General features: G+C 72.6%; 15 protein-coding genes. 11 read left to right on the top strand and 4 right to left on the bottom strand.

Annotated elements, in window-relative coordinates; genetic code table 11:
- Positions 1 to 515: 515 nt before the first annotated feature.
- A complete protein-coding gene (sucC, locus tag ABZY12_RS01565; RefSeq protein WP_356885945.1) occupies positions 516 to 1,694 on the top strand; it encodes an ADP-forming succinate--CoA ligase subunit beta in 1,179 nt (392 codons plus the stop codon).
- A gap of 21 nt (positions 1,695 to 1,715) precedes the next feature.
- The gene (sucD, locus tag ABZY12_RS01560) at positions 1,716 to 2,600 is read left to right on the top strand and encodes a succinate--CoA ligase subunit alpha (protein WP_356885943.1); all 885 of its coding nucleotides are present in this window, start codon (positions 1,716 to 1,718) and stop codon (positions 2,598 to 2,600) included.
- A gap of 77 nt (positions 2,601 to 2,677) precedes the next feature.
- Here sucD and ABZY12_RS01555 read toward each other — a convergent pair whose 3' ends face one another.
- Complete coding sequence (locus ABZY12_RS01555; protein WP_356885941.1) at positions 2,678 to 4,075, bottom strand: sigma factor-like helix-turn-helix DNA-binding protein; 1,398 nt, start codon at positions 4,073 to 4,075, stop codon at positions 2,678 to 2,680.
- Between the two features lie 128 nt (positions 4,076 to 4,203).
- Here ABZY12_RS01555 and ABZY12_RS01550 point away from each other — a divergent pair, with 128 nt between their 5' ends.
- The gene (locus tag ABZY12_RS01550) at positions 4,204 to 5,757 is read left to right on the top strand and encodes a DUF6350 family protein (protein ID WP_356886276.1); all 1,554 of its coding nucleotides are present in this window, start codon (positions 4,204 to 4,206) and stop codon (positions 5,755 to 5,757) included.
- A 51-nt stretch (positions 5,758 to 5,808) separates the two neighbouring features.
- Here the strand turns inward: ABZY12_RS01550 and ABZY12_RS01545 are convergent, their stop codons facing one another.
- Positions 5,809 to 6,510, bottom strand: coding sequence for a hypothetical protein (locus tag ABZY12_RS01545; RefSeq protein WP_356885939.1), 702 nt, complete (start codon positions 6,508 to 6,510; stop codon positions 5,809 to 5,811).
- Positions 6,511 to 6,766: 256 nt separating this feature from the next.
- Here ABZY12_RS01545 and purN point away from each other — a divergent pair, with 256 nt between their 5' ends.
- The 3 genes from purN (at position 6,767) to ABZY12_RS01530 (ending at position 10,543) form a co-directional block, all read left to right on the top strand.
- Positions 6,767 to 7,381, top strand: a complete 615-nt coding sequence (gene purN / locus ABZY12_RS01540; protein WP_356885937.1) for a phosphoribosylglycinamide formyltransferase — start codon at positions 6,767 to 6,769, stop codon at positions 7,379 to 7,381.
- On the top strand, positions 7,378 to 8,940 hold the full coding sequence (gene purH, locus ABZY12_RS01535) for a bifunctional phosphoribosylaminoimidazolecarboxamide formyltransferase/IMP cyclohydrolase (protein WP_356885935.1): 1,563 nt from the start codon (positions 7,378 to 7,380) through the stop codon (positions 8,938 to 8,940). Before purN ends, purH begins: the two co-directional genes overlap by 4 nt.
- 94 nt (positions 8,941 to 9,034) lie before the next feature.
- Positions 9,035 to 10,543, top strand: a complete 1,509-nt coding sequence (locus tag ABZY12_RS01530; RefSeq protein WP_356885933.1) for a DUF2079 domain-containing protein — start codon at positions 9,035 to 9,037, stop codon at positions 10,541 to 10,543.
- Between the two features lie 93 nt (positions 10,544 to 10,636).
- Here the strand turns inward: ABZY12_RS01530 and ABZY12_RS01525 are convergent, their stop codons facing one another.
- On the bottom strand, positions 10,637 to 11,263 hold the full coding sequence (locus ABZY12_RS01525) for an RDD family protein (RefSeq protein WP_356885931.1): 627 nt from the start codon (positions 11,261 to 11,263) through the stop codon (positions 10,637 to 10,639).
- Between the two features lie 244 nt (positions 11,264 to 11,507).
- Here ABZY12_RS01525 and ABZY12_RS01520 point away from each other — a divergent pair, with 244 nt between their 5' ends.
- From ABZY12_RS01520 to ABZY12_RS01510, 3 genes are all read left to right on the top strand, one after another.
- Positions 11,508 to 12,368 carry a bifunctional methylenetetrahydrofolate dehydrogenase/methenyltetrahydrofolate cyclohydrolase gene (locus tag ABZY12_RS01520; RefSeq protein ID WP_356885929.1) on the top strand — a complete coding sequence of 287 codons (861 nt, stop codon included), beginning with the start codon at positions 11,508 to 11,510 and terminating at the stop codon, positions 12,366 to 12,368.
- A gap of 2 nt (positions 12,369 to 12,370) precedes the next feature.
- Positions 12,371 to 13,036, top strand: a complete 666-nt coding sequence (locus ABZY12_RS01515) for a DUF3017 domain-containing protein (RefSeq protein ID WP_356885927.1) — start codon at positions 12,371 to 12,373, stop codon at positions 13,034 to 13,036.
- Positions 13,037 to 13,375: 339 nt separating this feature from the next.
- On the top strand, positions 13,376 to 14,365 hold the full coding sequence (locus ABZY12_RS01510; protein WP_356885925.1) for a malate dehydrogenase: 990 nt from the start codon (positions 13,376 to 13,378) through the stop codon (positions 14,363 to 14,365).
- 89 nt (positions 14,366 to 14,454) lie between these two features.
- Here ABZY12_RS01510 and ABZY12_RS01505 read toward each other — a convergent pair whose 3' ends face one another.
- Positions 14,455 to 14,967, bottom strand: coding sequence for a carboxymuconolactone decarboxylase family protein (locus ABZY12_RS01505; protein WP_356885923.1), 513 nt, complete (start codon positions 14,965 to 14,967; stop codon positions 14,455 to 14,457).
- Positions 14,968 to 15,014: 47 nt separating this feature from the next.
- Between ABZY12_RS01505 and ABZY12_RS01500 the strand changes: the two genes are divergently transcribed.
- Together ABZY12_RS01500 and ABZY12_RS01495 are read left to right on the top strand one after the other, a co-directional pair.
- On the top strand, positions 15,015 to 16,454 hold the full coding sequence (locus tag ABZY12_RS01500) for a PLP-dependent aminotransferase family protein (protein ID WP_356885921.1): 1,440 nt from the start codon (positions 15,015 to 15,017) through the stop codon (positions 16,452 to 16,454).
- A 57-nt stretch (positions 16,455 to 16,511) separates the two neighbouring features.
- Positions 16,512 to 16,790, top strand: a complete 279-nt coding sequence (locus ABZY12_RS01495; RefSeq protein WP_356885919.1) for a hypothetical protein — start codon at positions 16,512 to 16,514, stop codon at positions 16,788 to 16,790.
- Position 16,791 lies beyond the last annotated feature (1 nt).

The following is a 16,791-nucleotide window of genomic DNA, read 5'->3' as shown; positions in this document are numbered from 1 at the left end:
GGCCGGCGGCCGACGGGGCAGGCGCCAGGCGACGAGGACGCCAGGGGCAGCGGGGCGGCGAGGAGCGTCGGCGCGACGGGCCGTCGGGAGGCTCGCGGAAGCCGGCGAGAAGGGCCGTCCGGGCTGCGGATTCCGTAGCCCCGCCACCATTCGGCCGGACGCCGCACACGGTACTGAGGCCCATATCACACCACCTCCCGGGAGCCCCTCACCCCGGGGCAGGGCGCGTCGTGAGGTCCGTGAAGCCCGGCCCCCGCCTGCCACTTGGGCCTCACGGGCCCCGGGCTGCGCCCCTACGGACAGCCCCGCACCCCCTACGATCTGTGACCCGTATCACCGCTCCGGTGTGATCTGCGATTTAGGGACCCACGTCCCTCGGGGATAACCTGCGAGACGGACATGCCGCGTCCACGGACACCGTGTACGCCTCCCTTGTGACAGCGCAGTCACGTTGCCCTTCGCGGCACGCCCACGCAGACAACGAACCGCGATCATCAGAAAAGGGACGGACGCGCGTGGACCTGTTCGAGTACCAGGCGAGGGACCTCTTCGCCAAGCACGGTGTACCGGTGCTGGCCGGTGAAGTCATCGACACGCCTGAGGCGGCGCGCGAGGCCACCGAGCGTCTTGGCGGCAAGTCGGTCGTCAAGGCGCAGGTGAAGGTCGGCGGCCGCGGCAAGGCCGGCGGCGTGAAGCTGGCCGCCACCCCGGACGAGGCCGTCGCCCGCGCGACGGACATCCTCGGGATGGACATCAAGGGCCACACGGTCCACAAGGTGATGATCGCGGAGACCGCTCCGGAAATCCTCGAGGAGTACTACGTCTCGTACCTCCTCGACCGCACCAACCGCACCTTCCTGGCCATGGCCTCGGTCGCCGGCGGCATGGACATCGAGGAGGTCGCCGCGACGACCCCCGAGAAGCTCGCCAAGGTGCCGGTCAACGCCAACGAGGGCGTCACCATCGAGAAGGCGCGCGAGATCGTCGCGCAGGCGCAGTTCCCGGCCGACGTGGCCGAGAAGGTCGCCGAGATCCTCGTGACCCTGTGGGACACCTTCATCGCCGAGGACGCGCTCCTCGTCGAGGTGAACCCGCTGGCCAAGGTCGCCTCCGGCGACGTCCTGGCCCTGGACGGCAAGGTGTCCCTGGACGCCAACGCCGACTTCCGTCAGCCCGAGCACGAGGCGCTCGAGGACAAGGACGCAGCCAACCCGCTCGAGGCTGCTGCCAAGGCCAAGAACCTCAACTACGTCAAGCTCGACGGCGAGGTCGGCATCATCGGCAACGGCGCCGGCCTGGTGATGTCGACCCTGGACGTCGTCGCGTACGCCGGTGAGAACCACGGCGGCGTGAAGCCGGCCAACTTCCTCGACATCGGCGGCGGCGCCTCCGCCGAGGTCATGGCGAACGGCCTGGAGATCATCCTGGGCGACCCGGACGTCAAGTCCGTCTTCGTCAACGTCTTCGGTGGCATCACCGCCTGTGACGAGGTCGCCAACGGCATCGTCCAGGCCCTGGAGCTCCTCAAGAGCAAGGGCGAAGAGGTCACCAAGCCGCTGGTCGTGCGCCTCGACGGCAACAACGCCGAGCTGGGTCGCAAGATCCTCTCGGACGCGAACCACCCGCTCGTGCAGCGCGTGGACACCATGGACGGCGCGGCCGACAAGGCCGCCGAGCTCGCGGCTGCGAAGTAAGGGACGAGGTCACAGCACACCATGGCTATCTTCCTCACCAAGGACAGCAAGGTCATCGTCCAGGGCATGACCGGTGCCACGGGCATGAAGCACACCAAGCTCATGCTGGGTGACGGCACCAACATCGTCGGTGGCGTGAACCCGCGCAAGGCCGGCACGTCCGTCGACTTCGACGGCACCGAGGTCCCGGTCTTCGGCACCGTCGCCGAGGCGATGGAGAAGACGGGCGCCAACGTCTCCGTCCTCTTCGTCCCGCCGGCGTTCGCCAAGGCCGCCGTGGTCGAGGCGATCGACGCCGAGATCCCGCTGGCCGTCGTCATCACCGAGGGCATCGCCGTCCACGACTCCGCCGCCTTCTGGGCGTACGCGCAGTCGAAGGGCAACAAGACCCGGATCATCGGCCCCAACTGCCCGGGTCTCATCACCCCCGGCCAGTCCAACGCCGGCATCATCCCGGGCGACATCACGAAGCCGGGCCGCATCGGCCTGGTCTCGAAGTCCGGCACGCTGACGTACCAGATGATGTACGAGCTCCGTGACATCGGCTTCTCGTCCGCCGTCGGCATCGGTGGCGACCCGGTCATCGGTACGACGCACATCGACGCCCTCGCGGCGTTCGAGGCGGACCCCGACACCGACCTGATCGTCATGATCGGTGAGATCGGCGGCGACGCCGAGGAGCGTGCGGCCGACTTCATCGCGAAGAACGTCACCAAGCCGGTCGTCGGCTACGTCGCGGGCTTCACCGCGCCCGAGGGCAAGACCATGGGCCACGCCGGCGCCATCGTCTCCGGCTCCTCCGGCACCGCCCAGGCGAAGAAGGAGGCCCTCGAGGCCGCCGGCGTCAAGGTCGGCAAGACGCCGACGGAGACGGCCAAGCTGGCGCGCGCCATTCTCGCGGGCTGAACCAGACTGCCGCACAGGTGAGAGGGCCCCGCCCTTCCCGGTCTCCGGGAAGGGCGGGGCCCTCTCGCGTACGGGGGTCAGTGCGGGGCGGGGACCAGCCGCTCCGGGCCGGGGTGCGGCCGGGCACGGAGCATCTCCCGCAACTCCTTGTCCTCCGGGGTGAGCTTCGGCGAGCCGCCACGGACCGGGACGCCGTTGACCGTCTCGCCGGGGGCGTGGACCGGGAGGTACTGGGTCGGCGCGGTGGCGGCGGTGAAGGCCGTCAACCCGATGAGCGCCGCCGTGGTGCCGAGCGCCGCCCGGGTCCACAGCCGCGCACGCCGCTCACTCTTCGTCCGTACGCTCCTGGCCGCCGGGAGCGTCGCCGTCGGCGCCTCGGTGACCAGCGCGACGAGCCGCCTGTGCAGGGCGTCCGGGTCGGCGAGTTGGGTCACGCGCTGCCCGATGACGGTACGGGCGTGCATCAGCCGGTGGGCGGTGGCGGGGGTGCTCGCCTCGGTCTCGGCGGCCGTGTCCGGCAGGTCGAGGCCGAGCCCGTCGTAGAGCAGGACGGTACGGCGGTAGGGCGGCGGCAGCTCCAGCAGGGCCGTGAGCAGCGCCCGCCGCCCGGCCTCGGTGGGCAGGGCGTCGGGGTGCCTGTGCGCGCGGCGCAGGCGGTGCCAGGGGGAGAGCGCGTACTCGTACGCGGCCGCCCGCACCCACCCCACCGGGTCCCGGTCGACCGCGATCTCGGGCCAGTGCTGCCAGGCGTGGTGGAAGGCCCGCTCCACGGACTCCCGGGAGAGCCGGCGGCGGCCGGTGAGCAGGTAGGTCTGGTGGACGAGAGCGGGGGCGGCGTAGGCGTAGAGCGCGTCGAAGGCCTCCTCCGGAGTGAGGGAGGAGCGCTGCGCGGCGGGCTCCGCCGGGCGCTCGGCGCCCATGTCGGGGGCGTAATCTGCCGCGTCCTCGGGGGCGGGCTCCGTCATGGTCCGGGTGACCGCGGCGGACGGCGCCGGCTCGGCCTCATGGGCGGCCAGGACCGACCGGACCTCCCCCGCGGGTTTCAGGCGTTCCAGCGGCTTCTGGGCCGCCTTGCGGCCCGGAACGGGTGCCGCGGCGGTCGGACCGGGAGTCTTCGGGGGCTTGGCGGCCCGTTTGACCGCCGTCTTCGGCCGGGTGGTCGCGACGGTCTTGGTGCGCGCCAGGGGCTCGGGCGCGGGGCGGGGCGCCTCCGCGAGGGGCGCCGGGTCCGCACGGGGGGGCGTGGACTCGTCCTCGCACGCGCCGAGAAGCTTCGCGTACGCCTCCCGCTTCCGTCCCCGTGGGTCGGTCCGTCCCGTCTCCCAGGACCGGACGGTGGCCCGGGTGACACCCATGGCCTCGGCGACCTGGTCCTCGCTCAGGGCCAGGGCCTCCCGCAGTCTGCGCCGCTCCTTCGGCGAGGGCAGCGCGGCGGAGGAGACGGAATCGGCGGTGCTCCGACTCGTCTGACTCATCGGTGTCGACCTCCCGCAGAGCTCCTCTGGGCGGAAAAGTACATAAACGTATATTGAGCGACACCACGGCGGTTTGCCTGTTACGCGTGAAAAGCGCGTGTCGTTGGCAGCATGGGCGCGTGACCGAAATGACCGAGCGCCCCATGTCGCCGGCCGAGCCGCTGGTGCGGGGCGGCCGTTCCGCCGCGCTGGTCACCGCCTGCGTGCGGGGCGGGGCCGCGGCGGGGCTCGGGCTCGGCGCGCTGGCGGTGCTGGTCATGGCGGCCTGGATCGGCTCCCCGTACCCGGACAGCGGGCCGGGCGGGGCGCTGCACACGGCCGCCGGGCTCTGGCTGCTCGCCCACGGCGCCGACCTCGTACGCGCCGACACCCTGTCCGGAGCGCCCGCGCCCCTCGGGGTCTCCCCGCTGCTGCTGATGGCTCTGCCGGGCTGGCTGGCGCACCGCGCCGCCCGGGACACGCTGGAATCGGGCGCGGACCGTCCGAAGCCCTCCCGGGGCGGCGCGGTGGCCGCGGTCACCGCCGGGTATCTGCTGGTCGCGGCCGGTGTCGTGGTCTACGCGGCCAGCGGTCCGCTGTCACCCGACCCGCTCACGACCGCGCTGTGGCCGCCCGCCGTCGTGGTGGCGTCGGCGGGGCTCGGCGTCTGGACCGCGGTCGGGCGGCCCCTGCCGGAGCGGGAGCAGGCGGCCGTGGCGCTGCGGTCGGCCGCGCCGGCCCTGGTCGCCCTGCTCGGCGGCGGAGCGGTCCTGGTCGGCGTCTCCCTGGGCTGGCACGCGGGCGCGACGGGGGAGTCCTTCACGGACCTCGCGAGGGACTGGTCGGGGCGGGTCTCCGTGCTGCTCCTCGCCGTGACGCTGCTGCCGAACGCGGCCGTCTGGGGTGCGGCGTACGGACTCGGGCCCGGTTTCGCGCTGGGCACCGGCGCCGTGGCGACACCGCTGGAACTCACGGGCGCGGCGGCCGTTCCGCCGTTCCCCCTGCTGGCCGCGCTGCCCGCCGAAGGCCAGGGCTCCTGGCCCCAGTGGGTCGCGGTGGCGGTGCCGCTGGCGGCGGCGCTCGCGCTGGGCTGGAGCGTGGGACGGTCCGCGCGGCTGTGGAGGGCCCGGGAGGCGGCGCTGACGGTCCTGCCGGCCGCCGGGCTGTGCGGAGCGGCGATGGCGGTGCTCGCGGCCGTCGCCGGCGGCCCGCTGGGGTCTGGCCGGCTGGCGGACTTCGGCCCGGTGTGGTGGCAGACGGGGGCCGCGGCGGTGCTGTGGAGCGTGGTGGTGGGCGTGCCGACGGCGCTGGGGGTACGGGCCTGGGCGCGGCGGGAGCCCCGGCCGCGACCGGTGGTCCCGGCCGGGGCCCCCGGTCCGGCGGCCTCGGCTCCGGCGCCGGGGCTCGGGCCGGCCTCGGAGCCGGTGCCGGACGGAGCCGCCGGACGCCGGGAGTCCGAGGAGGACGGCGACTCCGGTTTCGAGCCGTACGACTATCTTCCGGCGGCCTGGGAGCCGCCTCCGCCGCCCCCTTCCGCCCCGCCGCTCCCGACGACGGCGCCCGCGCCGGTCCCGCCGCTCCCGACGACGGTGCCCGCGCCCGCCCCGCCGCTCCCGACGACGGCGCCCGCGCCGGTCCCGCCGCTCCCCGCGACTCCGCCCGCGCCCCCGCCGCCGCCCGAGCGCCCCGCGCCCTTCGCGTAGAGGCGTGGCCCAGCGCGGGCGCCCTCGCGTGTGGACGAGTGGAGCCGGAGGTCAGTCCCGTACCCCGAAGACGTCCCGCAGCGGTTCCGGCAGCAGGTCGTTGCAGGCCAGCTGGCCCGACCTGGTCAGGGCGTCGTCGGTGCAGGTGTAGAAGTCGCGGTAGACGAGCTGGAGGGTGAAGCCGCCCGCGACGATCAGCAGGGACAGGATTGCGGCCACCAGACCGCTGATGGCCGCCGTGCGCTGAGCGCGGGCCGGAGCGGTCCGGGCGCCAGGACCGGTGGCGGCCGGAGCGGCGGGAGCCGGCGGGGTGGACGGGTCGGTGGCCGCGGCCGTCCTCGGCTTGGCGCGCAGGGCGCTGCCCGCCCAGTACAGGGCCAGGGCGCCCAGGAGCAGCGCCAGTTCCTGGATCTCGAAGATGGCGAAGAAGAACGCCCACATGCCCGCGAGCAGCGCGTAGCGCGCCCGTCGCTGTGCCGGGTCCGTCGGGTCCCACTTCAGGCCGGGACCCTGGCCCTCTCCGGGGCCGCCCTGGCCCGTCGGGCGCTCGGGGCGGCGACCCCAGCCGTCGGAGGAGCGGCCGGGCTGGCGGCTGCTCCAGCGACCCCCGGAGGATCCGGAGGATCCCGAAGAATCGGACGACGAGTCGTCGTCCGAGCCCTCCGGCCGCCGCGGCTGCCACGGCTGGTCCGGCTGCCCCTCGGGCGGCGGCGCGAACGGATTGTTGTCGTCCGTCGACTGGCGTTCCGGCATCTGCTGAACGTCTTCCCTCTGTCGTCGCAACTGCGGTCTCACGTGCGATCTCACGTACGGCCGCACGTGCTGTCTCAACGGATGTCTCATCTGGCGTCGATCCCAGACGCTACCTCCCGGCCACGCCCCCGTCCCGTGGGGGCCGTCCGGTGTGCCGGTATCGTTGCTGACGTTCGGGCCATTCGTAGGGTTCCCCGTATCGAGGGGCACGATTCGTTCGTACGACCACACAAACACCCACGGAAAGAGTGACTCAGTGGCCGCCGCCCGCCTCGTCGTCCTGGTCTCCGGGTCCGGCACGAACCTCCAGGCCCTGCTCGACGCCATCGCCGCCGACCCCGAGGGGTACGGCGCCGAGATCGTCGCCGTCGGTGCCGACCGCGAGGGCATCGCGGGCCTGGAGCGCGCCGAGCGCGCCGGGCTGCCCACCTTCGTGTGCCGGGTGAAGGACCACGCCGGCCGCGAGGACTGGGACCGCGCGCTCACCGAGGCCACCGCCGCCCACGAGCCCGACCTCGTCGTCTCGGCGGGCTTCATGAAGATCCTCGGGAAGGAATTCCTCTCCCGTTTCGGCGGCCGGATCGTCAACACGCACCCCGCGCTGCTGCCCAGTTTTCCCGGTGCCCACGGAGTGCGTGACGCACTCGCCTACGGGGTGCGGGTCACCGGATGCACCGTCCACTTCGTCGACGACGGTGTCGACACCGGCCCGATCATCGCCCAGGGCGTGGTCGAGGTCCGGGACGAGGACGATGAAGCCGCTCTCCATGAGCGCATCAAGGAAGTCGAGCGTTCGCTGCTCGTCGAGGTCGTGGGGCGTCTGGCCCGGCACGGCTACCGCATTGAGGGACGAAAGGTAACAATCCCGTGACCGCCGAAGGTACGAAGCGCCCCATCCGCCGCGCACTCGTCAGCGTCTACGACAAGACCGGCCTGGAGGAGCTGGCCCGCGGTCTGCACGAGGCGGGTGTCTCCCTCGTCTCCACCGGCTCCACCGCCTCGAAGATCGCCGCGGCGGGCGTCCCGGTCACCAAGGTCGAGGAGCTGACCGGCTTCCCCGAGTGCCTGGACGGCCGGGTGAAGACCCTCCACCCGCGCGTGCACGCCGGCATCCTCGCCGACCTGCGCCTGGAGGACCACCGCAACCAGCTCGCCGAGCTGGGCGTCGAGCCCTTCGACCTGGTGATCGTGAACCTCTACCCGTTCAAGGAGACCGTCGCCTCCGGCGCCTCCCCCGACGAGTGCGTCGAGCAGATCGACATCGGCGGCCCCTCGATGGTCCGCGCCGCCGCCAAGAACCACCCCTCCGTCGCGGTCGTCACCAGCCCGGCCCGCTACGCCGACGTGCTCACCGCGGCCCGTGAGGGCGGCTTCGAGCTCGCCGCCCGCAAGCGCCTGGCCGCCGAGGCCTTCCAGCACACCGCCGCGTACGACGTCGCCGTCGCCTCCTGGTTCGCCGACGACTACGCCGCCGTCGACGACTCGGGCTTCCCCGACTTCCTGGGCGCCACGTACGAGCGGAACAACGTGCTGCGCTACGGCGAGAACCCGCACCAGGGCGCCGCGCTGTACGTCGACGGCACGGGCGGCCTCGCCGAGGCCGAGCAGCTGCACGGCAAGGAGATGTCGTACAACAACTACACGGACACCGACGCCGCGCGCCGGGCCGCGTACGACCACTCCGACCCCTGCGTCGCGATCATCAAGCACGCCAACCCGTGCGGCATCGCGATCGGCGCCGACGTCGCCGAGGCCCACCGCAAGGCGCACGCCTGTGACCCGCTGTCGGCGTTCGGCGGTGTGATCGCGGTCAACCGTCCGGTCTCCGTGGCGATGGCCGAGCAGGTCGCCGAGATCTTCACCGAGGTCATCGTCGCCCCGGCGTACGAGGACGGCGCGGTCGAGATCCTGGCCAGGAAGAAGAATATCCGCGTTCTGCGCGCCGAGGGCGCTCCGGCCAACCCGGTCGAGGTCAAGCCGATCGACGGCGGTGCGCTGCTTCAGGTCACCGACCGCCTCCAGGCCGACGGCGACCAGCCGGAGAACTGGACCCTGGCGACCGGCGAGGCCCTGTCCGCCGAGGAGCTCGCCGAGCTCGCCTTCGCCTGGAAGGCCTGCCGCGCGGTCAAGTCCAACGCGATCCTGCTCGCCAAGGACGGCGCCTCGGTCGGCGTCGGCATGGGCCAGGTCAACCGCGTCGACTCCGCGAAGCTCGCGGTCGAGCGCGCGGGCGAGGAGCGGGCGCGCGGCGCGTACGCCGCGTCGGACGCGTTCTTCCCGTTCCCCGACGGCCTGGAGATCCTCACGGCGGCCGGCGTCAAGGCGGTCGTGCAGCCGGGTGGATCGGTCCGGGACGAGCTGGTGATCGAGGCGGCGAAGAAGGCGGGCGTGACGATGTACTTCACGGGCACGCGCCACTTCTTCCACTGATCCGCGAACGGGCCGAGGGCCCGCCGGTACGCGAACGTACCGGCGGGCCCTGCCCATGATCGGCGATTCCACCGGCCTTGGGCTCTCTGGTCTAATGGGTTGCTCTTTCGTCGGCGGCTGGTACTGGGGGCTCGCGGTGTTGGATGTGCAGAACGGGGCCGCGACGGCGACCTCCGCCCCCGAGACGGCCGGCCGGGAGACCGCCCGCGCCCGGGCGGAGGAGAGCCGGCCCGGCGTCCCCGTCCGCCCGTACGCGCTCCTCGCCGGGGCCCTGGGCGTCCTCTACTTCCTCTACTCCTGGGTGCAGTACGAGCGGTTCCGCACCCCCTCCTGGGACCTCGGGATCTTCGAGCAGTCCGTCCGGGCCTACTCCGAGCTCCGCGCGCCCATCGTCGACATCAAGGGCCCCGGCTTCCTCATACTCGGGGACCACTTCAGTCCGGTGACCGCCCTCCTGGCGCCCCTGTACTGGATCTGGTCCTCCCCGCTCGCGCTCCTCCTCGCCCAGGCCGCGCTCTTCGCCGCGTCCGCCGCCGTCGTGGGCCGTACCGCCCAGCAGGTGCTCGGCAGCCGGGCCGCGGGCCTGGGCCTCGCCGTCGCCTACGGCCTGTCCTGGGGCCTTCAGGAAGCGGTCAAATCCGACTTCCACGAGATCGCCTTCGCCGTCCCGATGCTCGCCCTGACCTGCCGTGCCCTGCTCCTGGGACGCTGGACCGCCGCCGTCGCCTGGTCCGCCCCCCTCGTCCTGGTCAAGGAGGACATGGGGCTCACCGTCGCCATGGTCGGCGCGGTCCTCTTCCTGCGCGGCGGCCGCCGGCTGGGCGCGGCCCTGGCCGCCTTCGGCGTCGCCGCCTTCGCCCTGACGGTCCTGGTCCTGATCCCGGCCGCGAGCCGCGTCGGCCAGTACGACTACTGGGCCAAGATCGAGAAGTCGAGCGCGGGCACGGACGTCCCCTTCACCGAGGTGCTGCTCACCTCGCTCGGCGCCGGCGAGAAGTGGGAGATGCTCTTCTTCCTCGTCGGCATCACCGGCTTCCTCGCCCTGCGCTCCCCGCTGATGCTGCTCGTGCTGCCGACGCTCGGCTGGCGCTTCCTCTCCCAGGACCCGAACCACTGGGGGATGCTCTGGCACTACAGCGCCATCCTGATGCCGGTCGTCTTCCTCGCCCTGGTCGACGCCGTCCGGGCCGTCCGCACCTCGCCGCGCGGCTGGCTCGTCTCGTACGGGAAGGTCGTCGTCCCCGTCGTCACGGCCGTCTCGATCGTGCTCGCCCTGGACCTGCCGCTGCGGGACCTGCTGCGACCGGAGACGTACCGCACGGACACCCGGACGCTGGAGGCGCGCAAGGCCGTGGACGCGGTGCCCGAGGGGGCGAGCGTGGAGACCAACGTGACGCTCATGGCGCATCTGACCGCGGACCACACGGTCTACTGGGTCGGCGGTGCGAAGGGCGTCACCCCCGACTACCTGGCTTTCGACCTCGCCTCGGGCTGGTCGCAACCGGTGGCGGACCCGGTCCAACTGGCGGCGTCGCTGCATCCGGAGGCGCGCTACGAGGTGTCGTTCCAGGCGGGACACTTCGTGGTGCTCCGGCGCGCCTGACCGGCGAGCGCCGCGGCGTTCGCGCGGAGGAAGCGGCGAAGGGCCCCCGGTTCGTCGAACCGGGGGCCCTTCGGCTGCGGGGAGCGGCCGCTGTCAGCCGTTCTCCTTGATGACCAGGGTGCTGCACACCTTGTCGGCGAAGGTCTGCTTCTTCGAGTCCCAGATCGGCCACAGGTAGCCGATGTAGCAGGCGATGCCGTCGAGGAAGTGGGCCAGCTGACGCACGAACGCCATGCCGAAGCCGAGCGGGCGGCCGTCCGACTCGCGCAGCGTGCGGGTGCCGACGGCCCTCTTGCCGATCGTCTGCCCGGTGGAGCCTTCCTTGTAGATCTGGAAGAAGAACATGAAGACCAGGTACAGGAAGCCGATCAGACCGAGGATGGTCGCGGCGGCGCTGCCCTCGCTGCCACCCACCGCCGCGCCGATGCCGGACAGCAGGTAGAACGGGCCGAGCAGGACCGCGCTGTCGATCAGCCGGGACAGGACGCGCCAGCCCCAGTGCGCCAGCGGGGGCATGGCGCCGTAGCCCATCGGAGCCTGGGAGTACTGCGGGGCCTGCGGGTACGCGCCGTACGGCTGGGCGGGCTGCTGGGGGTACCCGTACTGCGGCGGCACACCCTGCGGGGCCTGCTGCGGGTAGCCGTAACCCGGCTGCCCCTGGGGCTGCTGGGGCTGCTGCGGCTGCTGGCCGTACGGGTTGTTCGGTTCACCGAAGCTCATGACGGGTTTCCTCCGTGGGGGTGGTGCGGGGACTGTGCGGTCCGAGCGGAGGAACATCACTGATTTCGAGCGGTCCGCCCCCCTGCGCTGCCGCGACACTGCGCGGATCATCGTCGTCGCAACGTCGACTTTTTGTCCAGTCGGTGGCGCGGGTGTTGTGCAAGTGCAACCTCAAGATCCGCGCGCCGGGGGTCCGTCGGCGGCGAATTGGAACAAGGCAGGGTTCATCCGGGAGGATGGCCGCATGAGCGCCCAGATTCTCGATGGCAAGGCCACCGCAGCCGCGATCAAGTCCGATCTCACCACCCGCGTGGCGGTGCTGAAGGAGAAGGGCGTCACGCCCGGCCTCGGCACGATCCTGGTCGGCGACGACCCGGGCAGCCAGAAGTACGTCGCCGGCAAGCACCGCGACTGCGCGCAGGTCGGGATCGCCTCCATCCAGCGTGAACTGCCCGCCACCGCGACCCAGGAGGAGATCGAGGCCGTCGTACGGGAGCTCAACGAGGACCCCGCGTGCACGGGGTACATCGTCCAACTCCCGCTGCCCAAGGGCATCGACGAGAACCGCGTCCTGGAGCTGATGGACCCGGCCAAGGACGCGGACGGTCTGCACCCGATGAACCTCGGCCGTCTCGTCCTGAACGAGCCCGCGCCGCTCCCGTGCACGCCGAACGGCATCATCACGCTGCTGCGCCGGCACGGAGTGGAGATCAAGGGCGCCGAGGTCGTGGTGGTCGGCCGCGGAGTGACGATCGGCCGCCCGATGCCGCTGCTGCTGACCCGCCGCTCGGAGAACGCGACCGTGACGCAGTGCCACACGGGGACCAAGGACCTGGCCGCGCACCTGCGCCGGGCCGACATCGTCATCGCGGCCGCCGGTGTGGGGCACCTGATCAGGCCGGAAGACGTGAAGCCGGGCGCGGCCGTGCTCGACGTCGGCGTCTCGCGCGACGGCGAGGGCAAGATCGTCGGCGATGTGCACCCCGGGGTCGCCGAGGTCGCCGGCTGGATCTCCCCGAACCCCGGCGGCGTGGGCCCGATGACCCGGGCGCAGCTCCTGGTCAACGTCGTCGAGGCCGCCGAGCGCGCGGCCGCGGCGCTCTGACGATGGCCGCCCGGACCCCCGCTTCGGACGGGGCCGGGGCCGACGGCGTGGGCGACTCCCGGCGGCCGGTGCCCAAGGCTCCCCGGGGCGGTGCGAAGCCGAACGCGGGTGCGGCGGGTGCGGCGGGTGCGCCCGGGCCGGAGGCCGTGGACGCTCCCGGGCCGGAGGCCGCCGCCGAAGGGGCCGGTGTCGACGGACTCGGTGTCGATGAGCCCGGCATCGAAGGGTCCCGCGCCGCCGGGGCGCAGGCCGCCACAGGCGCTGCTTCCGCGCGGTCCCGGCGGCCGCCCGCCATGACCACCGACACCGCGCGGCCGGAGGGCGGCGGACGTGCCGCGGCCGGTGACGCGCCCGCGCCGGCCCGGCAGTGGCCGCTGCTCACGGTCCTGGGGCTGGCCGCCCTGGGCCTGCTCGTCGTCGGGACCGACCTGTTCCCGCAGTCGTTCCGGGTGGGCACGCTCCTCGTCGGAGTCGCCCTGCTCACCGGCGCCGGACTGCGCCGCGCGCTGCCCTCGGTGGGGATGCTCGCCGTGCGGTCGCGCTTCACCGACATGATCACGTACGGGCTGATGGGCACCCTCATCGTGCTGCTCGCGCTCATGGTGCAACCGGCCCCGTGGCTGAGGATCCCGTTCCTGGAGGACGTCCTCCACCTCACGATCACCTGAGAGTCCGGTCCGGTTCGGAACGAACGACGGCGCCCGTCCTCTCCCCCGAGGGAGGACGGGCGCCGTCTGGTATTCAGGGTCATGTACGCGCCAACAGGGCTTCAAGGGGCGTCAGCGGCCTGTGGCACGGAGGTGACCATTCCGGTACCTCCGGTGCGCACACGGGGAGGCAGTCGGGTGGCAGTGAGCCGGACCACAAGGGGGTGGGGGTTCGACCGGGCCCGGGTCGGATAGCCTGACCGCTGGATATCTCTTCACATCGAGACACCGATCGATCAAGAGAGACGTCCAGGATCAGGGGCAGGGACCCCCACCGCCAGCTGTCTTACGGAGATCGCCATGACCCGCACTCCCGTGAATGTCACCGTGACCGGCGCGGCCGGCCAGATCGGCTACGCGCTGCTCTTCCGCATCGCCTCCGGCCACCTGCTCGGCGCGGACGTGCCGGTCAAGCTGCGCCTCCTCGAGATCCCGCAGGGCCTCAAGGCCGCCGAGGGCACCGCCATGGAGCTCGACGACTGCGCGTTCCCGCTGCTGCGCGGCATCGACATCTTCGACGACCCGAACAAGGGGTTCGAGGGCGCCAACGTCGCCCTCCTCGTCGGTGCCCGCCCGCGCACCAAGGGCATGGAGCGCGGTGACCTGCTCTCCGCCAACGGCGGCATCTTCAAGCCGCAGGGCAAGGCCATCAACGACAACGCCGCGGACGACATCAAGGTCCTCGTCGTCGGCAACCCGGCCAACACCAACGCCCTGATCGCCCAGGCCGCCGCCCCGGACGTGCCGGCCGAGCGCTTCACCGCGATGACCCGCCTGGACCACAACCGCGCGATCTCGCAGCTGGCCGCCAAGACCGGCGCCGCCGTCTCCGACATCAAGCGCCTCACCATCTGGGGCAACCACTCGGCGACCCAGTACCCGGACATCTTCCACGCGGAGATCGCCGGCAAGAACGCCGCCGAGGTCGTCGACGACGAGGTCTGGCTGGCCGACACCTTCATCCCGACCGTCGCCAAGCGCGGCGCCGCGATCATCGAGGCCCGTGGCGCCTCCTCGGCCGCCTCGGCCGCGAACGCTGCCATCGACCACGTCCACACCTGGGTCAACGGCACCGCCGAGGGCGACTGGACCTCCATGGGCATCCCGTCGGACGGCTCGTACGGCGTCCCGGAGGGCCTGATCTCCTCCTTCCCCGTCACCTGCAAGGACGGCAAGTACGAGATCGTCCAGGGCCTGGACATCAACGAGTTCTCCCGCGCCCGCATCGACGCCTCGGTCCAGGAGCTGGCCGAGGAGCGCGACGCGGTCCGCGAGCTCGGCCTCATCTGAGCCCGCCGCACTGAGTGAGCGAAGCGCCCCCGGTCCTCAGGGCCGGGGGCGCTTCGCGTCGCCCGGTGCCTCCGCCCGAGCGCCGGCGCTCACTTCCGGTACTGCCCGGCGACGTAGTGGCCGGGGGTCATGCGGGTGGTGACGCCGATCCGGTTCCAGGCGTTGATGACGGTGATTCCTGCGATGACCCGGGCGAGTTCGGTCTCGTCGAAGTGGGCCGCCGCCTTCGCGTACACCTCGTCGGGGACGTAGCCGTCGGTGAGGACGGTGACGGCCTCCGTCAGCGCCAGCGCGGCGAGTTCGCGCTCCGTGTAGAAGTGGCGCGACTCCTCCCACGCGGACAACTGGACGATCCGCTCGATCGACTCGCCCTCCGCCAGCGCGTCCTTGCTGTGCATGTCGATGCAGAAGGCGCAGTGGTTGATCTGCGAGGCCCGGAGCTTGATCAGGTGGTACAGAGTGGGGTCGAGGTCCTTCGCGGCAGCGGCCTCCAGCCGGACCATCGCCCGGTAGAAGTCCGGGACCAGCTCGGCGAGGGCGAGGCGGGGGGCGTGCTCGTGGGCGTATCCGGTCGGTGCGGCGTCGTGCGCGATCGTGGTCATGCTGATCACCGTACGAGCCGGATGGCCGGGGAGTATGGTCCATTTCCATGGTGAATGGCTGGGCCACTTTCGGGGCCGACCTCCATCTGGAACTCCGCGGTCCCAAGCTGCGCACGGGGCTGATGGACGCCCTGCGGGAGGCGATCCGCAGCGGCCGTCTGGAGCCGGGCGTACGGCTGCCGTCGTCGCGTTCGCTCGCCGCCGACCTCGGGGTGGCCCGTAACACCGTCGCCGACGCCTACGCCGAGCTGGTCGCCGAGGGCTGGCTCACGGCCCGGCAGGGCTCCGGGACGCGGGTCGCCCGGCGGGCCGCCCCGCGCCCGGCGGCCGGGCCCGGCGCGCGGCCGGCGCCGGCCCGCCCGGTCACCGCACGCCCGGCGTACGACCTGAAGCCGGGCGTGCCCGATCTCGCGTCCTTCCCGCGCGCCGAGTGGCTCAAGGCGTCGCGGCGCGCGCTGACGGCCGCGCCGCACGAGGCGTTCGGTTACGGCGATCCGCGCGGCCGGATCGAACTGCGCACCGTGCTGGCCGAGTACCTGGCCCGGGCGCGGGGCGTGTACGCGCGGCCGGAGCGGATCGTGATCTGCTCCGGGTTCGTGCACGGGCTGATGCTGATGGGACAGGTGTTGCGGGCTGGGGGTCCCCCCACGCCCTCAGGGCGTAGGGGGAAGGTGCGGGAGGTGGCGGTCGAGTCGTACGGGCTCTCCGTGCACCGGGACGTGCTGACCGGCGCGGGGCTGCGGCTGCAGCCGCTGCCCCTCGACGGACTCGGCACCCGCACCGAGGAGTTGGGCGGGATGAAGGACGTCGGCGCGGTCCTGATGACGGCCGCCCACCAGTTCCCGCTCGGGGGCGCCCTCCCTCCGGACCGGCGGGCCGCCGTCATCGACTGGGCGCGCGGCTCGGGCGGCCTCGTCCTGGAGGACGACTACGACGGCGAGTTCCGCTACGACCGCCAGCCCGTCGGCGCCCTCCAGAGCCTCGACCCCGAGCGGGTCGTCTACATGGGGACGTCCAGCAAGTCCCTGGCGCCGGGGCTCCGGCTGGCCTGGATGGTGCTGCCGGAGAGCCTGGTGGACGAGGTCGCGGCGGCCAAGGGGACGGTGGACTGGATGTCCAGTGCGCTGGAACAGCTGACCTTCGCGGAGTTCCTCGCCTCGGGGGCGTACGACCGCCATGTACGGGCGATGCGGCTGCGGTACCGGCGGCGGCGGGACGAGCTGGTGGCGGCGGTGGCCGCACACTCCCCGGACACGCGGGTGAGCGGCATCGCGGCCGGTCTCCACGCCGTCCTGCGACTCCGACCGGGGTCCGAGCCCGACGTCCTGCGGTCCGCCGCCTGGCACGGCCTCGCCGTCCTCGGCCTCGACCGCTTCCGCCACCCCGACGTGCCCAGGACGCTCGACGGCCTGGTCGTCGGCTACGCGACACCTCCCGACAGCGGCTGGGCGGGGGCGCTGGGGGCGCTGTGCCGGGTGCTGCCGTAGCGCACACACCGCTCGGCCTACACTGTGCGGTCGCGACACGGGATGGGGAGGACGGACATGCGCAGGCTGAGGTCGAGCACCGTGGTGCTCGGCGGCATGGGGGTGCTCGCGGCGACGATCACCTCCTGTGGATCCGAGCCGGACAAGCGGTGCGTCGACCCGCTGACCCGGGAGAAGCTGCCCAGTTACGAGTGCGAGAGCCGCAGCGGCAGCTCCACGCGCGGCACGTACTACTACGGCGGCAGCGTGAGCGACAACAGGGTCAGCGGCGGCAGCTTCGACAAGTCGGCCGTCGACACCGGCGGCTTCGGCTGCTCCGGCTCCGGCGGCGGCTGAC

The organism is Streptomyces sp. NPDC006551 (genome assembly GCF_040611675.1).
Lineage (GTDB): Bacteria > Actinomycetota > Actinomycetes > Streptomycetales > Streptomycetaceae > Streptomyces.
Note: the sequence above shows the minus strand (reverse complement) of the source record. Positions and strands in the feature narration are given on the sequence as shown.